This window comes from Salipaludibacillus neizhouensis (assembly GCF_002886185.1).
Taxonomy (GTDB): Bacteria; Bacillota; Bacilli; order Bacillales; family Salisediminibacteriaceae; genus Salipaludibacillus; species Salipaludibacillus neizhouensis.
Genome location: NZ_KZ614146.1, coordinates 2325575 through 2344812 on the forward strand (window position 1 = coordinate 2325575; position 19238 = coordinate 2344812).

Sequence of the window (19238 nt, forward strand, 5' to 3'; positions counted from 1 at the left end):
GTTTACCCCTCCATTACAAGTAATTGTGGATCGTTTAACAAACGCTTTATATGGTTCAACGCATGCTGAGCTGTTGCACCATCAATGATACGATGATCAAAGCTTAATGACAAGGCTAACACTGGAGCAACGACTACTTCTCCATCTTTAACCACAGCTTTTTCAGCGATGCGACCAAGCCCAAGAATTGCTACTTCCGGATGGTTGATGACTGGTGTAAACCATTGACCACCTGCGGATCCGATATTTGTAATTGTTGTAGAAGCACCTTTCATTTCTGCAGATGATAAAGAGCCTTCTCTTGCTTTAGTAGCAAGCTGATTAATTTCATCAGAAATACTGAAAATATTTTTTCGGTCTGTATCTTTTACTACAGGAACCATTAATCCTTTTTCAGTGTCTGCAGCAATTCCAATATTGTAATAATGTTTATGAACAATTTCTTCTGTAGCATCATCTAGAGAAGTGTTTAACATTGGGAACTCACGAATAGCAGAAGTTAATGCTTTCACCACATAAGGTAAATACGTTAACTTAATACCTTTTTCTTGTGCTACTGGCTTGAATTGCTTACGATGAGCAACTAAATTTGTTACTTCAATTTCATCCATTAAAGTAACGTGAGGCGCAGTGTGCTTGGAATTTACCATAGCTTTAGAGATAGCTTTTCTAATTCCGGACATCTTCTCACGCGTTTCAAGTTCTCCATTCTCAGGCTTGTATGCAGAGACTGATTTCTTCTCAGATTTCGCTGTATCAGCTGATTCCTCAACTGTTTCAGACTGAGAATCCCCAGAAAGGTATGACTCGATATCATCTTTTAACACACGTCCGTTTTTACCTGAGCCGTTTACTTTACGGATGTTTACTTCTTTTTCACGAGCAAATTTACGGACTGACGGCATTGCAATTACTCTTGCACTTTCATCAATTTCTTCTTCGTTTGCTGCTTTTTCTTTCGGAGCTTCTTCTTTCTTTTCCTCTTTAGAAGAAGTGTTTTCCTCGGATTTCTCCTCAGCTTTCTCTTCCTCTTCATCTCCACCATGCGCTTCTGCCGGTTGCTCCGCGTCTGTTTCAAATGTAATAATTACGGTTCCAACAGTTGTAACAACACCCTCTTCAACATGAAGCTTTTGAACAACACCATCTACAGGAGAAGGAATTTCTACAACAGCTTTATCGTTTTGTACTTCACATAAAACGTCGTCCTCTTTTACTTCATCGCCTTCTTTTACCTGCCACTTAACGACTTCACCTTCGACAATACCTTCCCCGATATCAGGAAGTTTAAATTCATATGCCATATTTTTTGCCTCCAATTCTTTCTTATCTTTGACTCATACAGAACAAGGAGGAACAAATTTCTTCTTCCTCCCTTTTGAAAAATATATCTATTTAAAATTCAATAATGTATTTTGCTTTTTTAATCACATCTTTATGATTAGGTAACCAAGTATCTTCAGCTGATGCAAATGGGAACACAGTATCTGGTGACGTTAACCGAAGGACCGGCGCTTCCAAACTAAGGATTGCTCGCTCATTTATCTCTGCGACTACTTGTGCAGCAATTCCTGCTTGCTTCTGCGCTTCTTGAACTACCATTGCCCGATTTGTTTTTTCTACAGATTTGATGACTGTCTCAATATCAATTGGGCTTACTGTACGTAAATCAATTACCTCCGCTGAAATACCATCCTTTTCAAGCTCTTCCGCTGCTTTAAGAGAAGTATGAACCATCGCACCATATGTAATAATAGTGATATCTGTTCCTTCTCTTTTCACATCTGCTTTACCTAAAGGAATAGAGTAATCATCTTCTGGAACCTCTTCCCGGAACGATCGGTAAAGTTTCATATGTTCTAAAAACACAACTGGATCATTACTGCGAATAGAAGAGATCAATAACCCTTTCGCATCATAAGGTGTAGAAGGAATAACTACCGTAATCCCAGGTGACTGAGCCATTAAACCTTCCAAACTATCTGCATGAAGCTCAGGTGTCTTCACTCCACCACCGAAAGGAGAACGAATTGTAACCGGAGAATGATACGTTCCACCAGAACGATAACGCATGCGTGCAAGTTGGGCGACAATGGCATCGAATGCTTCGAAAACGAAACCGAAGAATTGAAGCTCCATTACAGGACGGAAACCAGTTACACTTAAACCTACTGCTAATCCACCGATTCCAGATTCAGCTAGAGGCGTATCAAATACACGATCTTCCCCATATTCTTTTTGTAGTCCTTCTGTAGCTCGGAAAACTCCTCCGTTTTGCCCTACATCTTCCCCGAAAACGAGTACTTTCTCATCGTTTTTCAGTTCGACTCGCATTGCATCAGTTATTGCTTGAATCATAGTCATTTGCGCCATAGCTTACTTCGACTCCTTTTCTTTATATTCGTTCATTTGCTCCTCTAAATTTGCTGGAAGATCTTCTCCCATAATTCCAATTAAGTCCGTAACTTTTTGTTTCGGAGCACTATCTGCTTCTTTAATAGCTGCTTTTATATCTTCTTTAGCCTGATCGACTACTTTGTTTTCATCATCTTCCGACCATAGATCTTTCCCTTCCAAATACTTTCGGAAACGGACAAGAGGATCTTTCTTTTCCCAAGCATCATCTAACTCAGAAGTACGGTATCTAGTTGGGTCGTCTCCTGCCATTGTATGAGGTCCATAACGGTAAGTCAGAGTTTCAATTAGTGTTGGACCATTATCTTCCAATCCACGTTTTCGAGCTTCTTTTGTTGCTGCATAAACTGCAAGTATGTCCATTCCGTCAACTTGTACTCCATGAATACCTGCTGCTACTGCTTTTTGTGCAATAGTTTTTGCGGCAGATTGTTTTTCAACAGGCACTGATATAGCAAAACGGTTATTCTGCACAATAAAAATTGCAGGAGAATTAAACGCACCAGCAAAGTTCATTCCTTCGTAGAAGTCGCCTTGTGAAGCCCCACCATCACCTGTGTAAGTAACAGCAACTGCATCTTCTTTATTCTTTTTAAGACCCATTGCTACACCAGCAGTTTGCGTGATTTGTGCACCGATAATAATTTGAGGCATCATTACTCTCACGCCTTCTGGCATTTGACCACCCATAAAATGACCACGAGACCATAAAAATGCTTGTGCTAAAGGAACACCATGAAAGTGAATTTGTGGGATATCACGATATCCTGGTAAAATCCAATCATTCTCCTCTAAAGCAAACTGCGATCCAATCATTGAAGCTTCTTGACCGGCTACTGGAGCATAGAAACCTAAGCGCCCTTGACGATTAAGTGAAATCGCTCTCTGATCCCATATACGTGTATATACCATTCTTGTCATTAATTCCTTAAGCTCGTCATCAGAAAGCTCAGGCATTGCTTCTTCATTAACTACTTTCCCTTCCTCATCGAGGATTTGGAAAGTTTGGAATTGATCCTCTACTTGTTGTAGTTCTTTCGTTTTTTCCATGAATCTTTTCACCTCATCCTTTCTAATCTTAGAAATATCTTTTAAAATAAGTCTCTTGAATCACTACTAACTAAGATACCCAAATTCAATTAAACCATGTGATACGAAACCGATAATTAAATATATAGTGGTTGTATACCCTTTTTCAGAGGCATTAATCCATTGTCTTTACGACAATTCCACACCTTCTGTAATAGTTTCATTTTTAAATTTATGATACAACCCTCTATTTACAATTTAAAGTTTACACAAGTTAATTTGATTCGTCAACGCTTTTGAACTAGCTTTCATTGAATTTTATCGCTTAATATTATAATTTTTTTCAGTTACAATGTTTAAACTGTTATAGAATTATTAGTAGATCTGTTATATATCATTAACTTGTTCAATTCATCACAAGTTGATATAAAAAAAGATGACTTTCGTCATCTCAAAAAAAGTAACTTTATTATTCAAAATTAATATCTAAGTCAGATGCTTCATAGAAAGCAACTTTTGCTTCATTATAGGAAGAAGTCAATTCATTAAATTGATCATTTAAAGAAGTGATTTGAGAATAAGATTCATTCACGATCTCATGCTGTGCCTGAAGGTCTTCCACTTCTACATCTTCAGTCTTCGCCATCTCATATAATTTAATATCATCTTCAATGGAAGCCATATACACTTCATGTAATTCTTGATAAACATCATATCTTTCATCCATAACCTGAATTAATTCTTCTCCATGAGTTTTTTGCTCAGCTTCTTCTTCATCTATTTCTTCAACATGTGGTTCAATTTCTTGAAAAACCGTGTAAGATTCTTCAATCAACTCATATTCCTCTTCCATTATCGTTCTTCTTGATTCAGCAGAGGCAATAGCTTCATCTGCTAATGGCTCAATTTCATCAACTGACGAGAGTGTTAACATTTCTGTATATAGTTCAGCTTCATTTTGTTCAGCTTCAGTTAAAGGTCCTTGCTTGGTCTCGATGTCTTGTTCTATTTGAACTGACTCTTCTAAGGGTTCAAACATTAATTCTGCCGGTTGTTCATTCGTACAACCAGATAGAATTATTAAGGTGACTACCATCACCAAAACGATATATATATTTTTCAAAAAAAGCCCCTCCTAAAAATAATCAAACGAAATTGTCATCCATTTAACAAGCTACCCTATTTTCTCTATTTTGACAAGATATTTTTTGAAGCTGGGTATAATATCCTGTTTTTCATTCCTTGATGAAGAATCCTCTTTTTCTAGGCATATATCCATTCCATCTCTGGTCTAATGCATACCATGTTATTACGCCGCTCAACAAAGACGGCTGACGATTAAAAAGGAGGATTTATTATGTATGGATACGATGGTTGTTGCGACCCTTGCGGATATGGATCACAAGTTGCTGGTGCTGGGTATGGTCATCCAGGTGCAGTTGCTGGTGCCTATGCCCCGGCTGCAGGCGCAGGAAAAGGCTTTGCTCTAATTGTGGTGCTTTTTATCCTATTAATTATTGTAGGAGCATCTCATTTCCACTGCTAAATCGCATATTCTGGAGAAAGCGAGTTAAAATGACTCGCTTTCTCTTTTCTTTCGCTTGAAAACTGGGTATGATAGGAGAAGAGGAGTAAATGGAACTCTTATCAGGTTTAGTCGAAGCAAGATTACTCCTTTAATTAGTGAAAACACTCCTCTAGCCAGTATTTTATCTATTTTAATTAAATAATACATAATTGGTATTATGTTATTATCATATTTTTTAAGTGTATAGGAGGACACAAATATGTTGACAATGGAAGATATCATAAGAGAAGGACATGCAACATTGCGGCAAGTTGCAGAGCCAACGGATATACCACCAAACGAAGAAGATAAGAAAACATTGCAAAGCATGATGGACTTCTTACTACATAGTCAAGATCCTGAAATTGCTGAGGAATATAACTTAAGACCTGGAGTAGGGATTGCTGCACCACAAATAAACATTCCCAAAAGAATGATCGCTGTCAGAACAACGAATCATAAAGATGAATTAGAAGAATATGGGTTATTTAATCCTAAAATTATTAGTCATTCAGCAGAAACAACGTTTCTTGAGAGTGGTGAAGGCTGTCTTTCTGTTGATCGTGAAATAACCGGAACAGTTCCGAGGTACTCACGGATCAAAGTAGAGGGCTACGATTTAAATGGAGAAAAAGTTGTGAAGAGATTTCGGGGATTCTTGGCAATTGTGTTCCAACACGAAATTGATCATTTAAATGGGATTATGTTCTATGACCGAATCGATGAAGATGATCCTTACAAGGAAACTCTTCCTCCAAAGGAAGTCATTAATAGAACTGAACATGAAGAGCCCCTTTCTTAAAGTAAAGGAAGGGTTTTTTTATGGAAGCCATTAAATCTTTGGTTTATATTATTCATAGCTATTAGCCATATAACCTTTAGATTAGGGTGAATTATTCTATTTTCAGAGTAAATACTGCCGTCTAATTAGACATCAAACTTGAATTGCAAGGGAACAGGGTTTAAAATGTTGAAAAGGTGGAGAGAACGATTATTGAAAAGTTACGAAGGGTTTATTTATTAGCTGATTCTACTATTTATTTCATCTTTTTTCAGATCGGAACTGAAAAAAGGGGGAAAATTTTGAAATCCTATCTAATTCATCGGTAACTCGGCATTTATTCAACGCTTACATAGGATCACTGAGCTTGAAAACGTATGAAGAAAAGTTAAAAGAGTCCTATACTATAAATTTATTAATATGAAAAAGGAGAGGATCTAATGATCTTTAAAGTGTTTTATCAGGATACATTAAACGAAGTACCTGTAAGAGAGAGAACAAATTCATTATATTTAGAAGCAGCATCGGAAGAGGAAGTACGTAAAAAGTTAACAGGTAAAGAATATAATATTGAATTTGTGACCCCGTTATCAGAAGAATCACTCGCATACGAAAAAGAAAACAATCTTGATTTTAAATTGGAGAATTTTTAAGGCATGAAAGCAAAAAATCATCAAGTTGCAATATTTGCCCTAGGGGGTCTGGGTGAAATTGGAAAAAACATGTATGCTGTCCAATTCCAAGATGAAATTATTATTATTGATTCTGGAATCAAATTTCCGGAAGACGAATTATTAGGAATTGATTATGTTATTCCTGATTATACGTACTTAGTTAAAAATGTAGACAAAATAAAAGGTTTATTTATTACTCATGGTCATGAGGATCATATCGGTGGAGTCCCATATCTTCTTAAAGAGATTAATGTGCCAATTTACGGTGGTAAACTTGCTTTAGCATTAATTCGAAATAAATTAGAAGAGCATGGCCTGCTTCGTACAGCCCAATTACATGAAGTTGCAGAGGAAGACATCATTAAATTCCAAAAAACTTCTGTATCATTTTTCAGAACAACGCATAGTATTCCTGATTCATTCGGAATAGTTGTAAAAACACCATCAGGAAATATCGTTCAAACTGGTGATTTTAAATTCGATTTTACGCCTGTTGGCGAACCTGCTAACCTTTCTAAGATGGCAAAGATTGGTGAAGAAGGTGTTTTATGTCTTTTATCAGATAGTACAAACAGTGAAGTACCTGGTTTCACAATGTCAGAAAGAAAAGTAGGAGAAAGCATCGATGCAATATTCCGAAAAGTAGACGGTAGAATTATATTCGCTACGTTTGCCTCAAATATGTATCGGCTGCAACAAGCAGTAGAATCTGCTGTCAAATACCAACGAAAAGTTGCTGTATTCGGGCGCAGTATGGAGTCAGCTATTAGAATTGGCCGTGAGCTTGGTTATATCAAAGCTCCAGAAAGTACATTTATTGAGACCTCCCAGCTAAATAAAATTCCAGCGGAACAGGTTTTAATTTTGTGTACTGGAAGTCAAGGGGAACCTATGGCTGCTCTATCAAGAATCGCGCACGGGACTCACCGTCAAATTCAAATCATCCCCGGCGATACTGTTGTATTCTCTTCCTCACCTATTCCGGGAAACACACTTAGTGTGAGCAAGATTATCAACCAACTATTCAGAGCAGGTGCTGAAGTTATACATGGTTCCCTTAATGACATCCACACTTCTGGTCATGGAGGACAAGAAGAACAAAAACTGATGCTTCGTTTAATGAAACCGAAATACTTTATGCCAATTCACGGGGAGTATCGCATGTTAAAAATGCATACGAAACTCGCACAGGATTGTGGTGTTCAAGAAGAAAACTGTTTTGTAATGGACATTGGAGATGTACTAGCCCTTGATAAAAACGAGGCTAATCTTGCTGGTAAAATTCCTTCCGGTTCAATTTATGTTGACGGTAGTGGTATTGGAGATATTGGAAACATTGTTCTAAGAGATCGTCGTATTTTATCAGAAGAAGGGTTAGTTGTTGTGGTTGTAACCTTGAACATGAAGGAATTCAAAGTAGCTTCTGGTCCTGATATTATTTCTCGCGGGTTTGTATATATGCGAGAGTCAGGTGATCTAATTAATGAAGCCCAGAAAAAACTTGCTGTTCACTTAAATAACATGATGGGAAATAAAACAACGCAGTGGTCTGAAATTAAAAATGAAGTGACAGACACTTTAGGACCTTTCCTATATGAAAAAACAAAACGTAAACCTATGATTTTACCAATTATTATGGAAGTTTAATTTAATTCAAATGGGATAAGTATTCCATTCATACGAATACGGCATGAGCTCGAATCCTCGAGACTTTATGCCGTATTTTTAATTTCGTTTCTTCCCCCTCCCCTACACCATCACGGTTCATTCCCTTCGAATTGTAACTTTCTCGCCTTATTTACGACTAAATATAGAAATAGTGAATGAGGAGGCGAATGAATCGTGACTAAGCTAGAATCACTGCGCAAATCTCTCTTTATTTTTTCATTACTACTTCTGTTCCTCTCTGCTTGCTCCAATGAAGGCTCTGAAACTAGTGCAAACGAAGCAAAAGATTCGGAAAGTCAAAATGTCGGCCTAGATAATTTCGACGACAATTCATCAGTAAGTGTGGAAGAATTGGAGACTGACACTCAAGATCAAGGTGCGGATAGAGTATCGAATACGGAAACATTACAAAATTTCGATCAAATGATCATTTACACTGGAGAGCTATCAATAATCGTCGATAATTATACAGACACACAATCACTTATCGAAGAGGAAATTGCTCAATATGGTGGATTTATCGCGGAAACTTCGGTTTACCAACACGGTGAAAATGAAAGTCAATCTGGGTATATAACTGTAAGAATACCACAAAAGTATTTCTATCCATTTTTAAATGAATTAGAAGCAAATAGCATAGAAGTATTAGAGAAATCAACGAACGGAGACGATGTTACCGAAGAATTTGTAGATTTAGATTCGCGGTTAAAATCTAAAGAAATAGTGGAAGAACGTCTAACATCCTTTTTAGAAGATGCTGAAAATACCGAAGACTTACTAGTAATTTCACAAGATTTATCTGAGGTTCAAGAGGAGATAGAACAGTTAGTAGGGAGAATGAATTATCTGGAAGATCGAGTAGCCCTCTCAACTGTTACTGTTCATATGGAAGAAAGAGCCGTGAATGTTTCTTCACTGCATGATGGTGAAACATTAAACACACTAGAGCGTGCCCAAAGTTTATTTATGGACACGATAAATACACTTATAACAATTTTTTCACGACTATTCGTATTTATAATTGGTCTTTCCCCTATCATCGTTCCTTTAATTATTTTGGGATTCGGGGTCTTTTTGTTAAAAAAGAGGCAAAAGAAAAATAAAACTGATCAAATATAACCTCTCTAAATGTATCTTCGCAGTATTTTATAAATTATGATGTATGTAAAGTAAAAAAGTGTGGAAGTTTCGCTCATTGCATTAAAAGGGCACTGAAATAGCAAAAATCGACTTTTCAGTGCTCTTGGTCTACTTCCTAAGGAGACTCAAGCATTGCCCGTGGAAGCGTACGCCTATAGCGTATTCGAGCACTCCTGAAAGAAATAAAACAACAATCTTTAGAAAACAGACTTACTAAAAAATAGCTATCTATTTGTATCTTTCATTGAGCTTAGCTTACTAAATGATTAATCCTCATCATCAAACAGATCTTCTTCCATCCGATTAATATCCTCATCGGCTCCAATAACGATAATAATATCACCCTTGCGTAAGTCTTGAGTCGCATCAGGAGAAACATTTATTTCTTCATCTCTTTTTATCGCCATGATATTACATCCATATTTAGCTCGAATATTCAAGTCAATCAAGGATTTCCCATGAACAGACTGTCCTGCCATTAATTCAACAATACTATATTCATCGGATAACTCTAAATAATCCAGAACGTTTTTAGAAACAATATTGTGAGCAATTCTTATTCCCATATCTCTTTCTGGATGGACCACTTTATGTGCTCCAATTTTGTTAAGCACTTTTTCATGGTAATCATTTTGAGCCTTTACAGTTATGTGTTTCACACCTGCCTCAACTAACATGAGGGTTGTTAAAATACTTGATTGAATATTATCTCCTATTGCAACAATCACATGGTCAAAGTTACGTATACCTAAACTCTTTAGTGTGTTCTCTTCCGTTGTATCAGCTACAACAGCGTGGGTAGCTATGTTTGCAAATTCATTTACTTTGTCTTCATTCAAATCAATCGCTAATACTTCCATCCCCTGCTCACTTAACGACTGACATATACTCCCACCAAATCTCCCTAAACCTATAACAGCAAATTGTTTTTTCATTCTCTTCCTCAGCCCTTCTCTTTACTTCTATTTATATCATACCGAGAATTACCATTCGTTTCAATGAACTTATCTCATAGAAATATATGCCGGTTCCGCCCCCCTATAAATTCCTGTTTAAAACAACAAAATTTAGCGTTAAATCAAAAATGTTTAACGAGTATGCCCATTGTGGTAAACTGTAACATGCAAACTATAGAGAATACGAAAGGAGTATACATATGTCGGAATGGATTGAAGCAATTAATTGGACAACCATAGGCACGAAAGCTTTAATAGTCTCTTTACAGTTAATCGGGATTCTTATCGTCTTTTTCATTGTACGTGCAATTGGGAACAAATTTATTTCCTCAAGTTTCACCAAAATGAGTACACAACGAAATATCTCAGGAGGTCGCGCTAAAACTCTTGAAAAACTAACTAGTAATGCTTTTTCTTATGTTCTTGTATTCATACTCATTACTCTAATTGTAGGGATTTTTGAATATGATGTGACAGCACTCATTGCAGGTGCTGGTATTGTTGGTCTTGCAATTGGTTTTGGAGCCCAAGGACTTGTCAGTGATGTCGTTACTGGTTTTTTCATCTTGCTTGAAAAGCAGATTGAAGTAGAAGAATATGTCACTGCGGCAGGACTTGATGGTATTGTAGAAGAAGTCGGACTAAGAACTACTAGGATTCGTGGATTTGATGGCACTGTTCACTATATTCCTAACCGTGAAATAGGCAGCATCAGCAACCACTCACGGTCTAATATGAGAGCCTTAGTAGATATTGGCATTGGATACAGTGAAAATATTGACGAAGCCATTGTCGTCCTTCAAGCAGCTTGTGACCGTGTGGCAGCAGAAGACGAACTTATTATAGAAGGTCCAAATGTTCTTGGTGTGAATAGCTTAGGTGACAGTGATGTCGTTATAAGAATTCTTGCCAAAACCGCTAATATGGAACAATGGGGTGTCGAACGTAAATTACGCAAAGCAATGAAAGAGGCACTAGACGCAAATAATATTGAAATTCCATTTCCACATCAAGTGAACGTACAAAAAGAAGAAAAATAAGATAAAAAGGGTCAAACACTTTTTAGATGTTTGACCCTTTTTCTTTAGGGATGATGTATAAAATTTTTGTTTCATGCTGTCTGATCTTATTTTACTTTACTCTCTACAAGCTCACACACTTCATCCGCCGTTAGACCTTCTGCTGATATTACAGATGCTTGTGTTTTAGTATCTGCCATCCCCATCATGTTATCGTGCTGACCAGACACCACACAACAATCACAATTCGCGGCGTCCTGATCACTATGAAGGGCAACTACCTGGTGTCCTCTTGCTTGTAAAGCCTGTTCTACATCTGTTAAAGATTCTTCTACTCCAACCTTCGCCATAATAATTCCTCCTTTATTTTACATAACGTAGTATGTCTCTATCAATCATTCTTATACGATGATAGCTAAAAGGGTAAAGGAAACGGCTGTTTCTTTTAGATTGTTGTTTTAATTAGAGCAGTGTGGCGCTCGAATTCTGTAAAATCCCGATGCTATGTTTCTTCCATTGCCAGCAGAAGTAACCGTCTTTCGCTTCTTCGTTAACTTCTATGAAAACAACCAAGGTGAAACATAAACCTTTGCAAAGTAACTCAATCAATTGGATGTTCGAGATTCAAGAAAGTCCACCATGTAATTCACAGCGATTGATAAAGAAGCTTCGTCTGCATTCAGTTTAGAAGAATGTAAACCATGTTCACTATTTACCCCCAGCCAAAACATTAATCCTGGAATTTCTTCTAGGAAATAACCAAAGTCTTCTCCAGTCATCGCCTTATCGCATCGTTTAAACGTAATCGGCGAATAGTTTTCTGCAAATGAAATGAAAGAATCAGTTAATGTATGGTCATTGTAAACCTGACAATAATTAGACCCGTAATCAATGGTTGTCTCACACCTGAATGCAACTTCTAATCCTTTCGCTAATCCTTCAATTCTCGCTTTAATATCTTTCATCGATTCTAAAGATAATGTCCGAATTGTTCCTTCGATTCGCGCATTTTCAGCGATGATATTTTGCTTAGTCCCGGCTTCAACCTTACCGATTGTGACAACGGCAGAGTCAAGAGGCGAGATGTTCCGTGCAACAATTGATTGAAGCTGAGTAACAAAATGACTTGCGGCCACAACCATATCTTCCGTCTTATGCGGGTAAGCAGCATGCCCGCCCTTTCCTTTGAAATCAATAAACAATTCACTTGTATTGGCAAACAAAATCCCCGGTTTTGTAGCAATAGTTCCTACTGGTAGTTCTGGTGCGATATGTAGAGCGTAAATTTCATCCGGTTTCCAAGTTCTGAATTCTTCTGAAGCCAAAATTGGCTTTGCCCCTCCTGGTCCTTCTTCTGCAGGCTGGAAAATAAATACAAGATTTTGCGCAGGTTGATTTCGGGAAAAATGTTCCACTAAACCCAAGGCGATAGTCATATGAAGGTCATGACCACAAGCATGCATTCGTCCTTCATGTTGAGAGGAAAACGGGGATGAAGTCTCTTCAACTATAGGTAATCCATCTATATCAGTACGGTATCCTATTGTCTTTGATGGATCTATTCCGTTTATTTTAACGAGTACACCAGTTTCCCATGTCTGAGTGTGCAGAAACTTTTGCGGACATTTTTCTAACACCTGCAAAATAAATTGTTGCGTTTTAAATTCTTGAAAACCAAGCTCTGGAATTTGATGAAGCGCTCGGCGGCGGGCCACCAAGCGCTCTTCTAATGCTTTATCATAACTCATGTTTATTCCTTATTTAACTTTCTAAGTTCTTGTTTAATTTCAGTTTTTCCCTTCGTGCGATCATCAATTTCTTTTATAACACGTGCTGGAGTACCTGCAACAACAGTATTAGGCGGTACGTCCTCTGTAACAATTGCACCTGCTGCTACTACAGCACCTTTACCTACTGTGACACCTTCAAGAACTACTGCATTAGCCCCTACAACAACCCCATCTTCTATAATTACAGGTTTTGCGGAAGGTGGTTCAATCACACCCGCAAGAACTGCGCCCGCTCCGATGTGACAGTTCTTTCCTACCGTTGCTCGACCTCCAAGTACAGCGTTCATATCGATCATAGTGCCTTCTCCAACTACGGCACCAATATTGATCGAAGCACCCATCATAATAACTGCAGAATCTCCAATCTCAACTTGTTCACGAATAAGCGCACCTGGTTCAATACGGGCATGAATATTTTTCATATCCAATAATGGAATCGCTGAATTACGTCGATCATTCTCTACGACAAAATCTTCAATTTTTGATTCATTGGTTTTAAGCGATTTTTGAATCTCTTTCCATTCACCAAAAAGAACACCAGTATTTCCTTGGATAAATGATTTTGTTTCCTTACCAAAATCAATACCCTCTAAATCTCCTTTAATATGTACTTTCACAGGTGTTTTTTTCTCACTATTAGAGATAAAACTAATAATTTCATTTGCATCCATTTGTTTCATTGATTATTCCTCCTCAGTATATCTGCATTCTTTTTCATCATAGACATTTCAGCCACAAAATGCAATTCATTAGCAATATGTAAAAAAATCACAAATTGTTTTGTTTATGTAAATACTTTTGTAATGAATGTTGTGGTTTCTTTCGCTAAATCAACCTCTTTAAAACTGAAATCATCGCCGTCCGATCGATACGTCCTGACAATTGGGCGCTGCGGTAATCCTTTATGTTGTCCAATCACTACTCCTATAGAGCCATCATTTAATTTCACTTGGATACCCGTTGGATAAAAAGCGACACATCTTAAAAACTTCCACACTACCTGGTGATCATATCGTATATTCGTGAGACCCATAATACGTTCACACGCTTCATGCGGAAACAAAGACATACCATCCTCCCCATTAGAAATCAAATGATCGTAATCGTTAGCAACGGCTACAATTTTAGATAGGAAGTTAATGTCTTTTCCCTCCATACCTCTCGGTTCACCACTTCCATCTACATTTTCATGATGTGTGAGAGCTATGTGAGCAGATACAGTGCTTATTTCCTGGACTTTTCGCAAGGTATTAAATCCTTTCCAAGAATGGTGCTTCATTAATTCATCTTCAGAAGAATACCCCACAGGGATATCTCTTTTTTTCACTCTCCCTTGCGTTTTTCCAATATCATGAAGTAATGCACCTACCGCGAGATCCTGAATACGCGTCTTAGCTAGACCAATCTGAACACCTACCATAACTGAGATGATACAGACATTCACTAGGTGGACAAAAAGATTATTATCTTTTGTTCGAATATCTGTTAAATGAAGAAGAACATCAGAGTTTAACATGACCTCATCAATCATTTTCCCAACAATTAAACTGATTTCTTTTCCATTTATCTCTTTGTCGGCTTGGATAAACTGGATGGTTTCCGCTAATGCTGTGATTGCTTGTCTTTTTGTTGTTTCAGAAACAACTTCTTCTATTTCAATATTTTCAAACCTATCATCTTGCACAAAAACCGAGGATACACCCATTAAACGCAATTTTGATAAAAGTCCTATTGTCAATGTTACCCCTTCACTCAATAGAATTCTTCCGTCATCTGCAAATATATGCTTTCCAAGCTTTTCACCTTGTTCAATTTTATTTATGGACGCATACCTCATAGCAGATCCCCCTCTTGCAATAATCTTTTATCCGCTTCAAATTACATTTGATTTTCTTCTTCATCTTTATTATTTTCCGATTCCATATAAATACTTCTGCTTGGAAAAGCAACAGAAACTCCCTCATCCTCTAATATTGCCATGATCTCTAAATTAATATTTTCTTTCACTTCCATATGTTCTAGCCAAGCTGTAGTCTTCGTGAAAAAGTAAATCATAATATCCAAGCTACTATCATTAAACTCATTAAACCTGACAATAATCGTTTCCTGGTCAATATCATCTCTCACTTTAAGTAGATTATCAATTCTCTCTGTACACCTTTTCACTTTATTTCTAGGCGTAGAATACTTAATACCCAAATCAAAGCTAACTTGCCGTTTTCTCATAGAAGACCAGTTTTGGATCGCTTCGTTCGCTAAAGTGGAATTAGGTATGACGATGATCGTATCCGCAAACGTTCTAATACTTGTACTTCTAAAGTTAATATCTTCTACTATTCCCTCAACGGTGGGCGTGCTGATCCAATCCCCTAACGTGAAAGGTTTCTCTGTAATAATAATCACGCCACCAAAAAAATTACCAAGAGATTCCTGTGCTGCCAAAGCAAAAGCCAATCCACCCAGACCAAGTCCTGCTACAAATCCGTCTACATTAAAATCCCAGACATCAGCGATAATACTAATTGCCATCGCTATCACCGCAAAGCGTATAAGCTTCGACAAAAATGGTAAAACGATCTGATCAAACTTTATATCAAGCCTCGTACCTACTCTTGTAAAAATAGTAGAGGATGAAGCCGAGATATTATATATTCCCCAAGCAATATGACCAATGATAAGTGTACGAAATATCCTATAAATGGTGACATCAAATGTTTCAGGAGTAGGCAGGTAATAAAAAGCCGTAAATAAACCAATCGCTACAAAAAATGATCTCAAAGGTCGTTCGAATGCCAGTAATCCACTTGTCAGAATGTCTGTTGGTGCTTTCTTGGAAAAAGCCAAAATTAATTTAAATATGTAAGTCGTAAAAAGCTTCCTGAACAACAAAAATAAAAAGAAAATTCCTATTGCAATAGAAATCTCCTGCCACGTCAACGCTAAAAACCAATAATTCATCTGCTTACTCCTTTAGTTGCGATAATCCTATACAAGATACATTTTTATAATGAATCCTTTCTATCTGGCACAATGGTAACAGGACAAGGTGACAAGTGAAGAACACCGTAGCTGACACTTCCTAGTATGGCACTCACTACAGGTCCATTACCCCTTGATCCCATAATAATTGCAGTTGCTTGCTGTTCTTTTGCCAGTGTCGTAATTTCGATGGAAGGGATACCCACTCTAATTATCGTTTCAAATGGTATCTTCCCTTCAATAATACTAATCGCCTCACTTAATTGTTGCTTCCCTTTGGTAAGTTTCTCTTCTGGCCATCTATCCATACCATTACTCTCAGAGAAAGATTGTTCATCATTCTTAGGTTGTACATTTAATAATAATAATTCTTCTTTTAAACTCAAAGCAATAGTAACGGCATAGTCTAAGGCGTGATGTGAATGCTGAGACCCATCTATCGGAACAATTATCATTTCGTACCCCTCTTCTTCATATAGTTAATACTAATATCTAAATATTAACTTGAAACGTTTAGACTGTAAATGATATACTTTTACCTCATTGATATAAACGAATGATAAAGAGGGAAAACTAATGAAAAAACAATTTGCCATTATAGGATTAGGAAGATTTGGAACCAGTATCTGTAAAGAACTCTATCACTTAGGCCATGAGGTTTTAGCCATCGATAAGAATCAAAAAAAATTGGACGAAGTAAAGGGTTTTGCTACACACACATTGAATGTAGATGGTACAGATGAAAGTGCATTACAGAAAGTTGGAATACGCAACTTTGAACACGTCATTGTAGCAATTGGTGAGGACATCCAAGCCAGTATTTTGTGCACCCTTCATTTGAAAGACTTAGACGTCAGAAAAGTATGGGCCAAAGCGCAAAATGATTATCATCATAAAGTACTTGAAAAAATTGGCGCCGATCGTATTTTCCATCCTGAGAAAGACATGGGAAACCGTATTGCTGAATTCTTAACATCCGAAAAAGTAATTGATTACATTGATCTCTCTGCCGAATACAGCATTGTCGAAATACTTGCAACGAATAAAGTCAATGGAAAAACGATTGTCGATTTAGATGTCCGCGCAAAATATGGCTGTACAATCATTGCTATAAAACAAAAAGGAAAAGTTGATGTTACACCTAACCCTATGGATCCTTTGTACGCTGGTGATATCATTGTTGTTATAGGAAATAAACGGGATCTAAGACGTTTCCAACTTAACGCGTTATAATTTTTAGGAGGGATTCATGATGATTGCTATTAAATTAACCAACATTTTAAAGCGATTTATACACGGGTCCGAGACGACATTATTGTTCAAGGACTTAAACTTATCCGTAAACGAAGGTGAAGTAGTCGTCATTTCAGGTGATGAAGGTACAGGAAAATCAACTTTACTCCGAATGATAGCAGCAATGACTCCCCCAAACAAAGGAATCGTGCAAGTTTTTGGAGAAGATGTCGTAACAATAAAGAAACGAAGCGATTGGCGAATGAAAAACATAGGTTATATTAATGATGAAGGGCTTCTAATGCCTTTTCTGACAGCCAAACAAAATTTACTGATGGATATTAAGGAGGACTCTCCTAAGTATATAGAACAAGAGCAAAAAGCTATAAACATATTAACTCAACTTGGTTTTTCAACAGAGAACTTTAATGATACTATTGAAGGTCTTGATGATAAACATCAGGTTCTTGCTACAATTGCACGTATATTGATGACAGGTCCAAAGTTAATCTTGGCCGATGAGCCTCTGAAATCGCTGCAGGGATCCGAAGGCGCTGGCATTTTAGAAGAATTACTTACATTTGCGAAACAAAACGATACTACCGTAATTATTTGTACAAATGATCCGGCCATATTCCCCCAAGCAGATCGTCATTATAAGGTTGAAAACAACAAGCTTATAGAAAAGAGTAAACAAGAGCCGGTACTTTAATTACATTACTAAGAAGCCCACTAACTAACGGTGGGCTTCTTTTTAGCTACCACTATAAAAAATAGCAAGTATAGTAAATATTGTATAAGAAATTACCACTACACCCGCACCTATTAACAGTACAATGATAATCCCCTTTTTCAGTTTTTCCAATCTCATCCACACCCTTTTTATTCCCTTTGGTTTTCCTAGTTCTATCTCCATTATGCCAACATTTGAACAAAAAAGAAAGAAAAGAGACAAGCATATGAAACGGTCTTTCAAACTCTCGGACTTTAGCGTAAATCTAGATCATAAAGAAACCACATTCAATGCTCTTTTACTCTAAAAATCCCTTCCAAGAATTCACCGTAAATTAAGTTTATTGCCCACTCTTTTTTGGTTGGTCTTGCATATTGTATCAGAGGAGAAACCGCTAAGTGAGGTGAAAGAGAATGAGTAAAGATAAGAAAGATTTTAATAAACCTATTCAAGAGCAAGCATTCGGAGATATTTTAAACTCCATGGACTCTTTTTTTAATCAAGCAATAAATCATTTTCAAACATCGCGACCAATTGCTGTTCATCAATATGAGACTGCAGATAATTTCATTATTGAAGCAGAGTTACCAGGAATTAAAAAAGAACAAGTACAATTAGATATTTTTCAAAATAATATTAAAATAAGCATTCACGATGAAGAAGCACGGGAAAGACGGGACAAAACAAACAACATTTCTCAACAAGCTTTTAGATACCAGCGCTCAGATCGTATCATATCACTGCCATTTGCAATCAACGAAACGGATCTAAAAGCAAACTTATCGCAGGGATTATTAACGATTAAAATACAAAAAAAGCGCAAACGAATTCAAATTGATTCGAAGGAGGTATAATCCAATGTTTTTCCCAAAGCAACCTTACCCACCTTATCATCAGCATAACTTCTATCGACCACATCCCTATCACCAAATGAATAATGCCCCTCCTCCTGCTTATCAACAACCTCCACCGCAGTTCTATCAAGCAGGTCCAAGTGGTCGATGGGGATACAATGCTCAAATCGGGAATTATTCGGGCTATCCCCCTCAGCCTCAGCAAGTGAGTAAGACAGCAAAACTCATGAAAGCATTTCAAACAACAGAGGGGAAATTTGATTATCAAAAAGCTTGGACGACAATGGACCAGGTAGTGAAAACTGCTAACCAAGTCAGCCCCATCGTAAAACAAGTTGGCAGCTTCTTCACCCGTCCATAGAACAGGAGGCAAAAGCCTTCTGTTTTTGCATTTATGGAG

Annotated in this window: 21 protein-coding genes; 10 read left to right on the forward strand and 11 right to left on the reverse strand. The window is 37.2% G+C overall.

The genetic code is table 11. The features are described from left to right. Positions 1-2: 2 nt before the first annotated feature. From CEF18_RS10910 to CEF18_RS10925, 4 genes are all read right to left on the reverse strand, one after another. Positions 3-1304: a dihydrolipoamide acetyltransferase family protein gene (locus tag CEF18_RS10910; RefSeq protein WP_110936499.1), complete on the reverse strand. Its 1302-nt coding sequence runs from the start codon at positions 1302-1304 to the stop codon at positions 3-5. 91 nt (positions 1305-1395) lie between these two features. Then, positions 1396-2373, reverse strand: a complete 978-nt coding sequence (locus tag CEF18_RS10915) for an alpha-ketoacid dehydrogenase subunit beta (protein ID WP_110936500.1) — start codon at positions 2371-2373, stop codon at positions 1396-1398. A gap of 3 nt (positions 2374-2376) precedes the next feature. Further along, the gene (gene pdhA / locus CEF18_RS10920) at positions 2377-3465 is read right to left on the reverse strand and encodes a pyruvate dehydrogenase (acetyl-transferring) E1 component subunit alpha (protein WP_110936501.1); all 1089 of its coding nucleotides are present in this window, start codon (positions 3463-3465) and stop codon (positions 2377-2379) included. A 448-nt stretch (positions 3466-3913) separates the two neighbouring features. After that, positions 3914-4567: a YkyA family protein gene (locus tag CEF18_RS10925; RefSeq protein WP_110936502.1), complete on the reverse strand. Its 654-nt coding sequence runs from the start codon at positions 4565-4567 to the stop codon at positions 3914-3916. Positions 4568-4801: 234 nt separating this feature from the next. Between CEF18_RS10925 and CEF18_RS10930 the strand changes: the two genes are divergently transcribed. The 5 genes from CEF18_RS10930 (at position 4802) to CEF18_RS10950 (ending at position 9253) form a co-directional block, all read left to right on the forward strand. After that, positions 4802-4990, forward strand: coding sequence for a YjcZ family sporulation protein (locus CEF18_RS10930; RefSeq protein WP_110936503.1), 189 nt, complete (start codon positions 4802-4804; stop codon positions 4988-4990). Positions 4991-5231: 241 nt separating this feature from the next. After that, positions 5232-5813, forward strand: coding sequence for a peptide deformylase (gene def, locus CEF18_RS10935; protein WP_110936504.1), 582 nt, complete (start codon positions 5232-5234; stop codon positions 5811-5813). Positions 5814-6232: 419 nt separating this feature from the next. Continuing rightward, on the forward strand, positions 6233-6445 hold the full coding sequence (locus CEF18_RS10940; RefSeq protein ID WP_110936505.1) for a DNA-dependent RNA polymerase subunit epsilon: 213 nt from the start codon (positions 6233-6235) through the stop codon (positions 6443-6445). A gap of 3 nt (positions 6446-6448) precedes the next feature. After that, positions 6449-8113 carry a ribonuclease J1 gene (gene rnjA, locus CEF18_RS10945; protein ID WP_110936506.1) on the forward strand — a complete coding sequence of 555 codons (1665 nt, stop codon included), beginning with the start codon at positions 6449-6451 and terminating at the stop codon, positions 8111-8113. Positions 8114-8308: 195 nt separating this feature from the next. Then, positions 8309-9253, forward strand: coding sequence for a DUF4349 domain-containing protein (locus tag CEF18_RS10950; RefSeq protein ID WP_183040899.1), 945 nt, complete (start codon positions 8309-8311; stop codon positions 9251-9253). 287 nt (positions 9254-9540) lie between these two features. Here CEF18_RS10950 and CEF18_RS10955 read toward each other — a convergent pair whose 3' ends face one another. Next, positions 9541-10209 carry a potassium channel family protein gene (locus tag CEF18_RS10955; protein ID WP_110936508.1) on the reverse strand — a complete coding sequence of 223 codons (669 nt, stop codon included), beginning with the start codon at positions 10207-10209 and terminating at the stop codon, positions 9541-9543. A gap of 221 nt (positions 10210-10430) precedes the next feature. Between CEF18_RS10955 and CEF18_RS10960 the strand changes: the two genes are divergently transcribed. Then, entirely contained in the window at positions 10431-11270 is an 840-nt protein-coding gene (locus CEF18_RS10960) for a mechanosensitive ion channel family protein (RefSeq protein WP_110936509.1), read from the forward strand. Between the two features lie 86 nt (positions 11271-11356). On the opposite strand, the gene CEF18_RS10965 is transcribed toward CEF18_RS10960, so the two are convergent. The 6 genes from CEF18_RS10965 to CEF18_RS10990 form a co-directional block, all read right to left on the reverse strand. Continuing rightward, on the reverse strand, positions 11357-11599 hold the full coding sequence (locus tag CEF18_RS10965) for a YkuS family protein (RefSeq protein ID WP_110936510.1): 243 nt from the start codon (positions 11597-11599) through the stop codon (positions 11357-11359). 255 nt (positions 11600-11854) lie between these two features. Beyond that, positions 11855-12997 carry an N-acetyldiaminopimelate deacetylase gene (locus CEF18_RS10970; RefSeq protein WP_110936511.1) on the reverse strand — a complete coding sequence of 381 codons (1143 nt, stop codon included), beginning with the start codon at positions 12995-12997 and terminating at the stop codon, positions 11855-11857. A gap of 2 nt (positions 12998-12999) precedes the next feature. Beyond that, the gene (dapD, locus tag CEF18_RS10975) at positions 13000-13719 is read right to left on the reverse strand and encodes a 2,3,4,5-tetrahydropyridine-2,6-dicarboxylate N-acetyltransferase (protein ID WP_110936512.1); all 720 of its coding nucleotides are present in this window, start codon (positions 13717-13719) and stop codon (positions 13000-13002) included. A 104-nt stretch (positions 13720-13823) separates the two neighbouring features. Continuing rightward, on the reverse strand, positions 13824-14876 hold the full coding sequence (locus tag CEF18_RS10980; protein ID WP_110936513.1) for an HD-GYP domain-containing protein: 1053 nt from the start codon (positions 14874-14876) through the stop codon (positions 13824-13826). 41 nt (positions 14877-14917) lie between these two features. Further along, positions 14918-15997 (reverse strand): mechanosensitive ion channel family protein, encoded by a 1080-nt coding sequence (locus CEF18_RS10985; RefSeq protein WP_110936514.1) that lies wholly within the window; start codon positions 15995-15997, stop codon positions 14918-14920. Between the two features lie 44 nt (positions 15998-16041). Next, positions 16042-16473 (reverse strand): universal stress protein, encoded by a 432-nt coding sequence (locus tag CEF18_RS10990; protein WP_110936515.1) that lies wholly within the window; start codon positions 16471-16473, stop codon positions 16042-16044. 121 nt (positions 16474-16594) lie between these two features. Here CEF18_RS10990 and CEF18_RS10995 point away from each other — a divergent pair, with 121 nt between their 5' ends. From CEF18_RS10995 to CEF18_RS11010, 4 genes are all read left to right on the forward strand, one after another. Next, a complete protein-coding gene (locus CEF18_RS10995; RefSeq protein ID WP_110936516.1) occupies positions 16595-17251 on the forward strand; it encodes a potassium channel family protein in 657 nt (218 codons plus the stop codon). A gap of 16 nt (positions 17252-17267) precedes the next feature. Then, complete coding sequence (locus CEF18_RS11000) at positions 17268-17963, forward strand: ATP-binding cassette domain-containing protein (RefSeq protein ID WP_223292286.1); 696 nt, start codon at positions 17268-17270, stop codon at positions 17961-17963. A gap of 434 nt (positions 17964-18397) precedes the next feature. Continuing rightward, positions 18398-18838 (forward strand): Hsp20/alpha crystallin family protein, encoded by a 441-nt coding sequence (locus tag CEF18_RS11005; protein WP_110936518.1) that lies wholly within the window; start codon positions 18398-18400, stop codon positions 18836-18838. A gap of 4 nt (positions 18839-18842) precedes the next feature. Further along, the gene (locus CEF18_RS11010; RefSeq protein WP_110936519.1) at positions 18843-19199 is read left to right on the forward strand and encodes a YppG family protein; all 357 of its coding nucleotides are present in this window, start codon (positions 18843-18845) and stop codon (positions 19197-19199) included. The last annotated feature ends 39 nt before the right edge of the window (positions 19200-19238 follow it).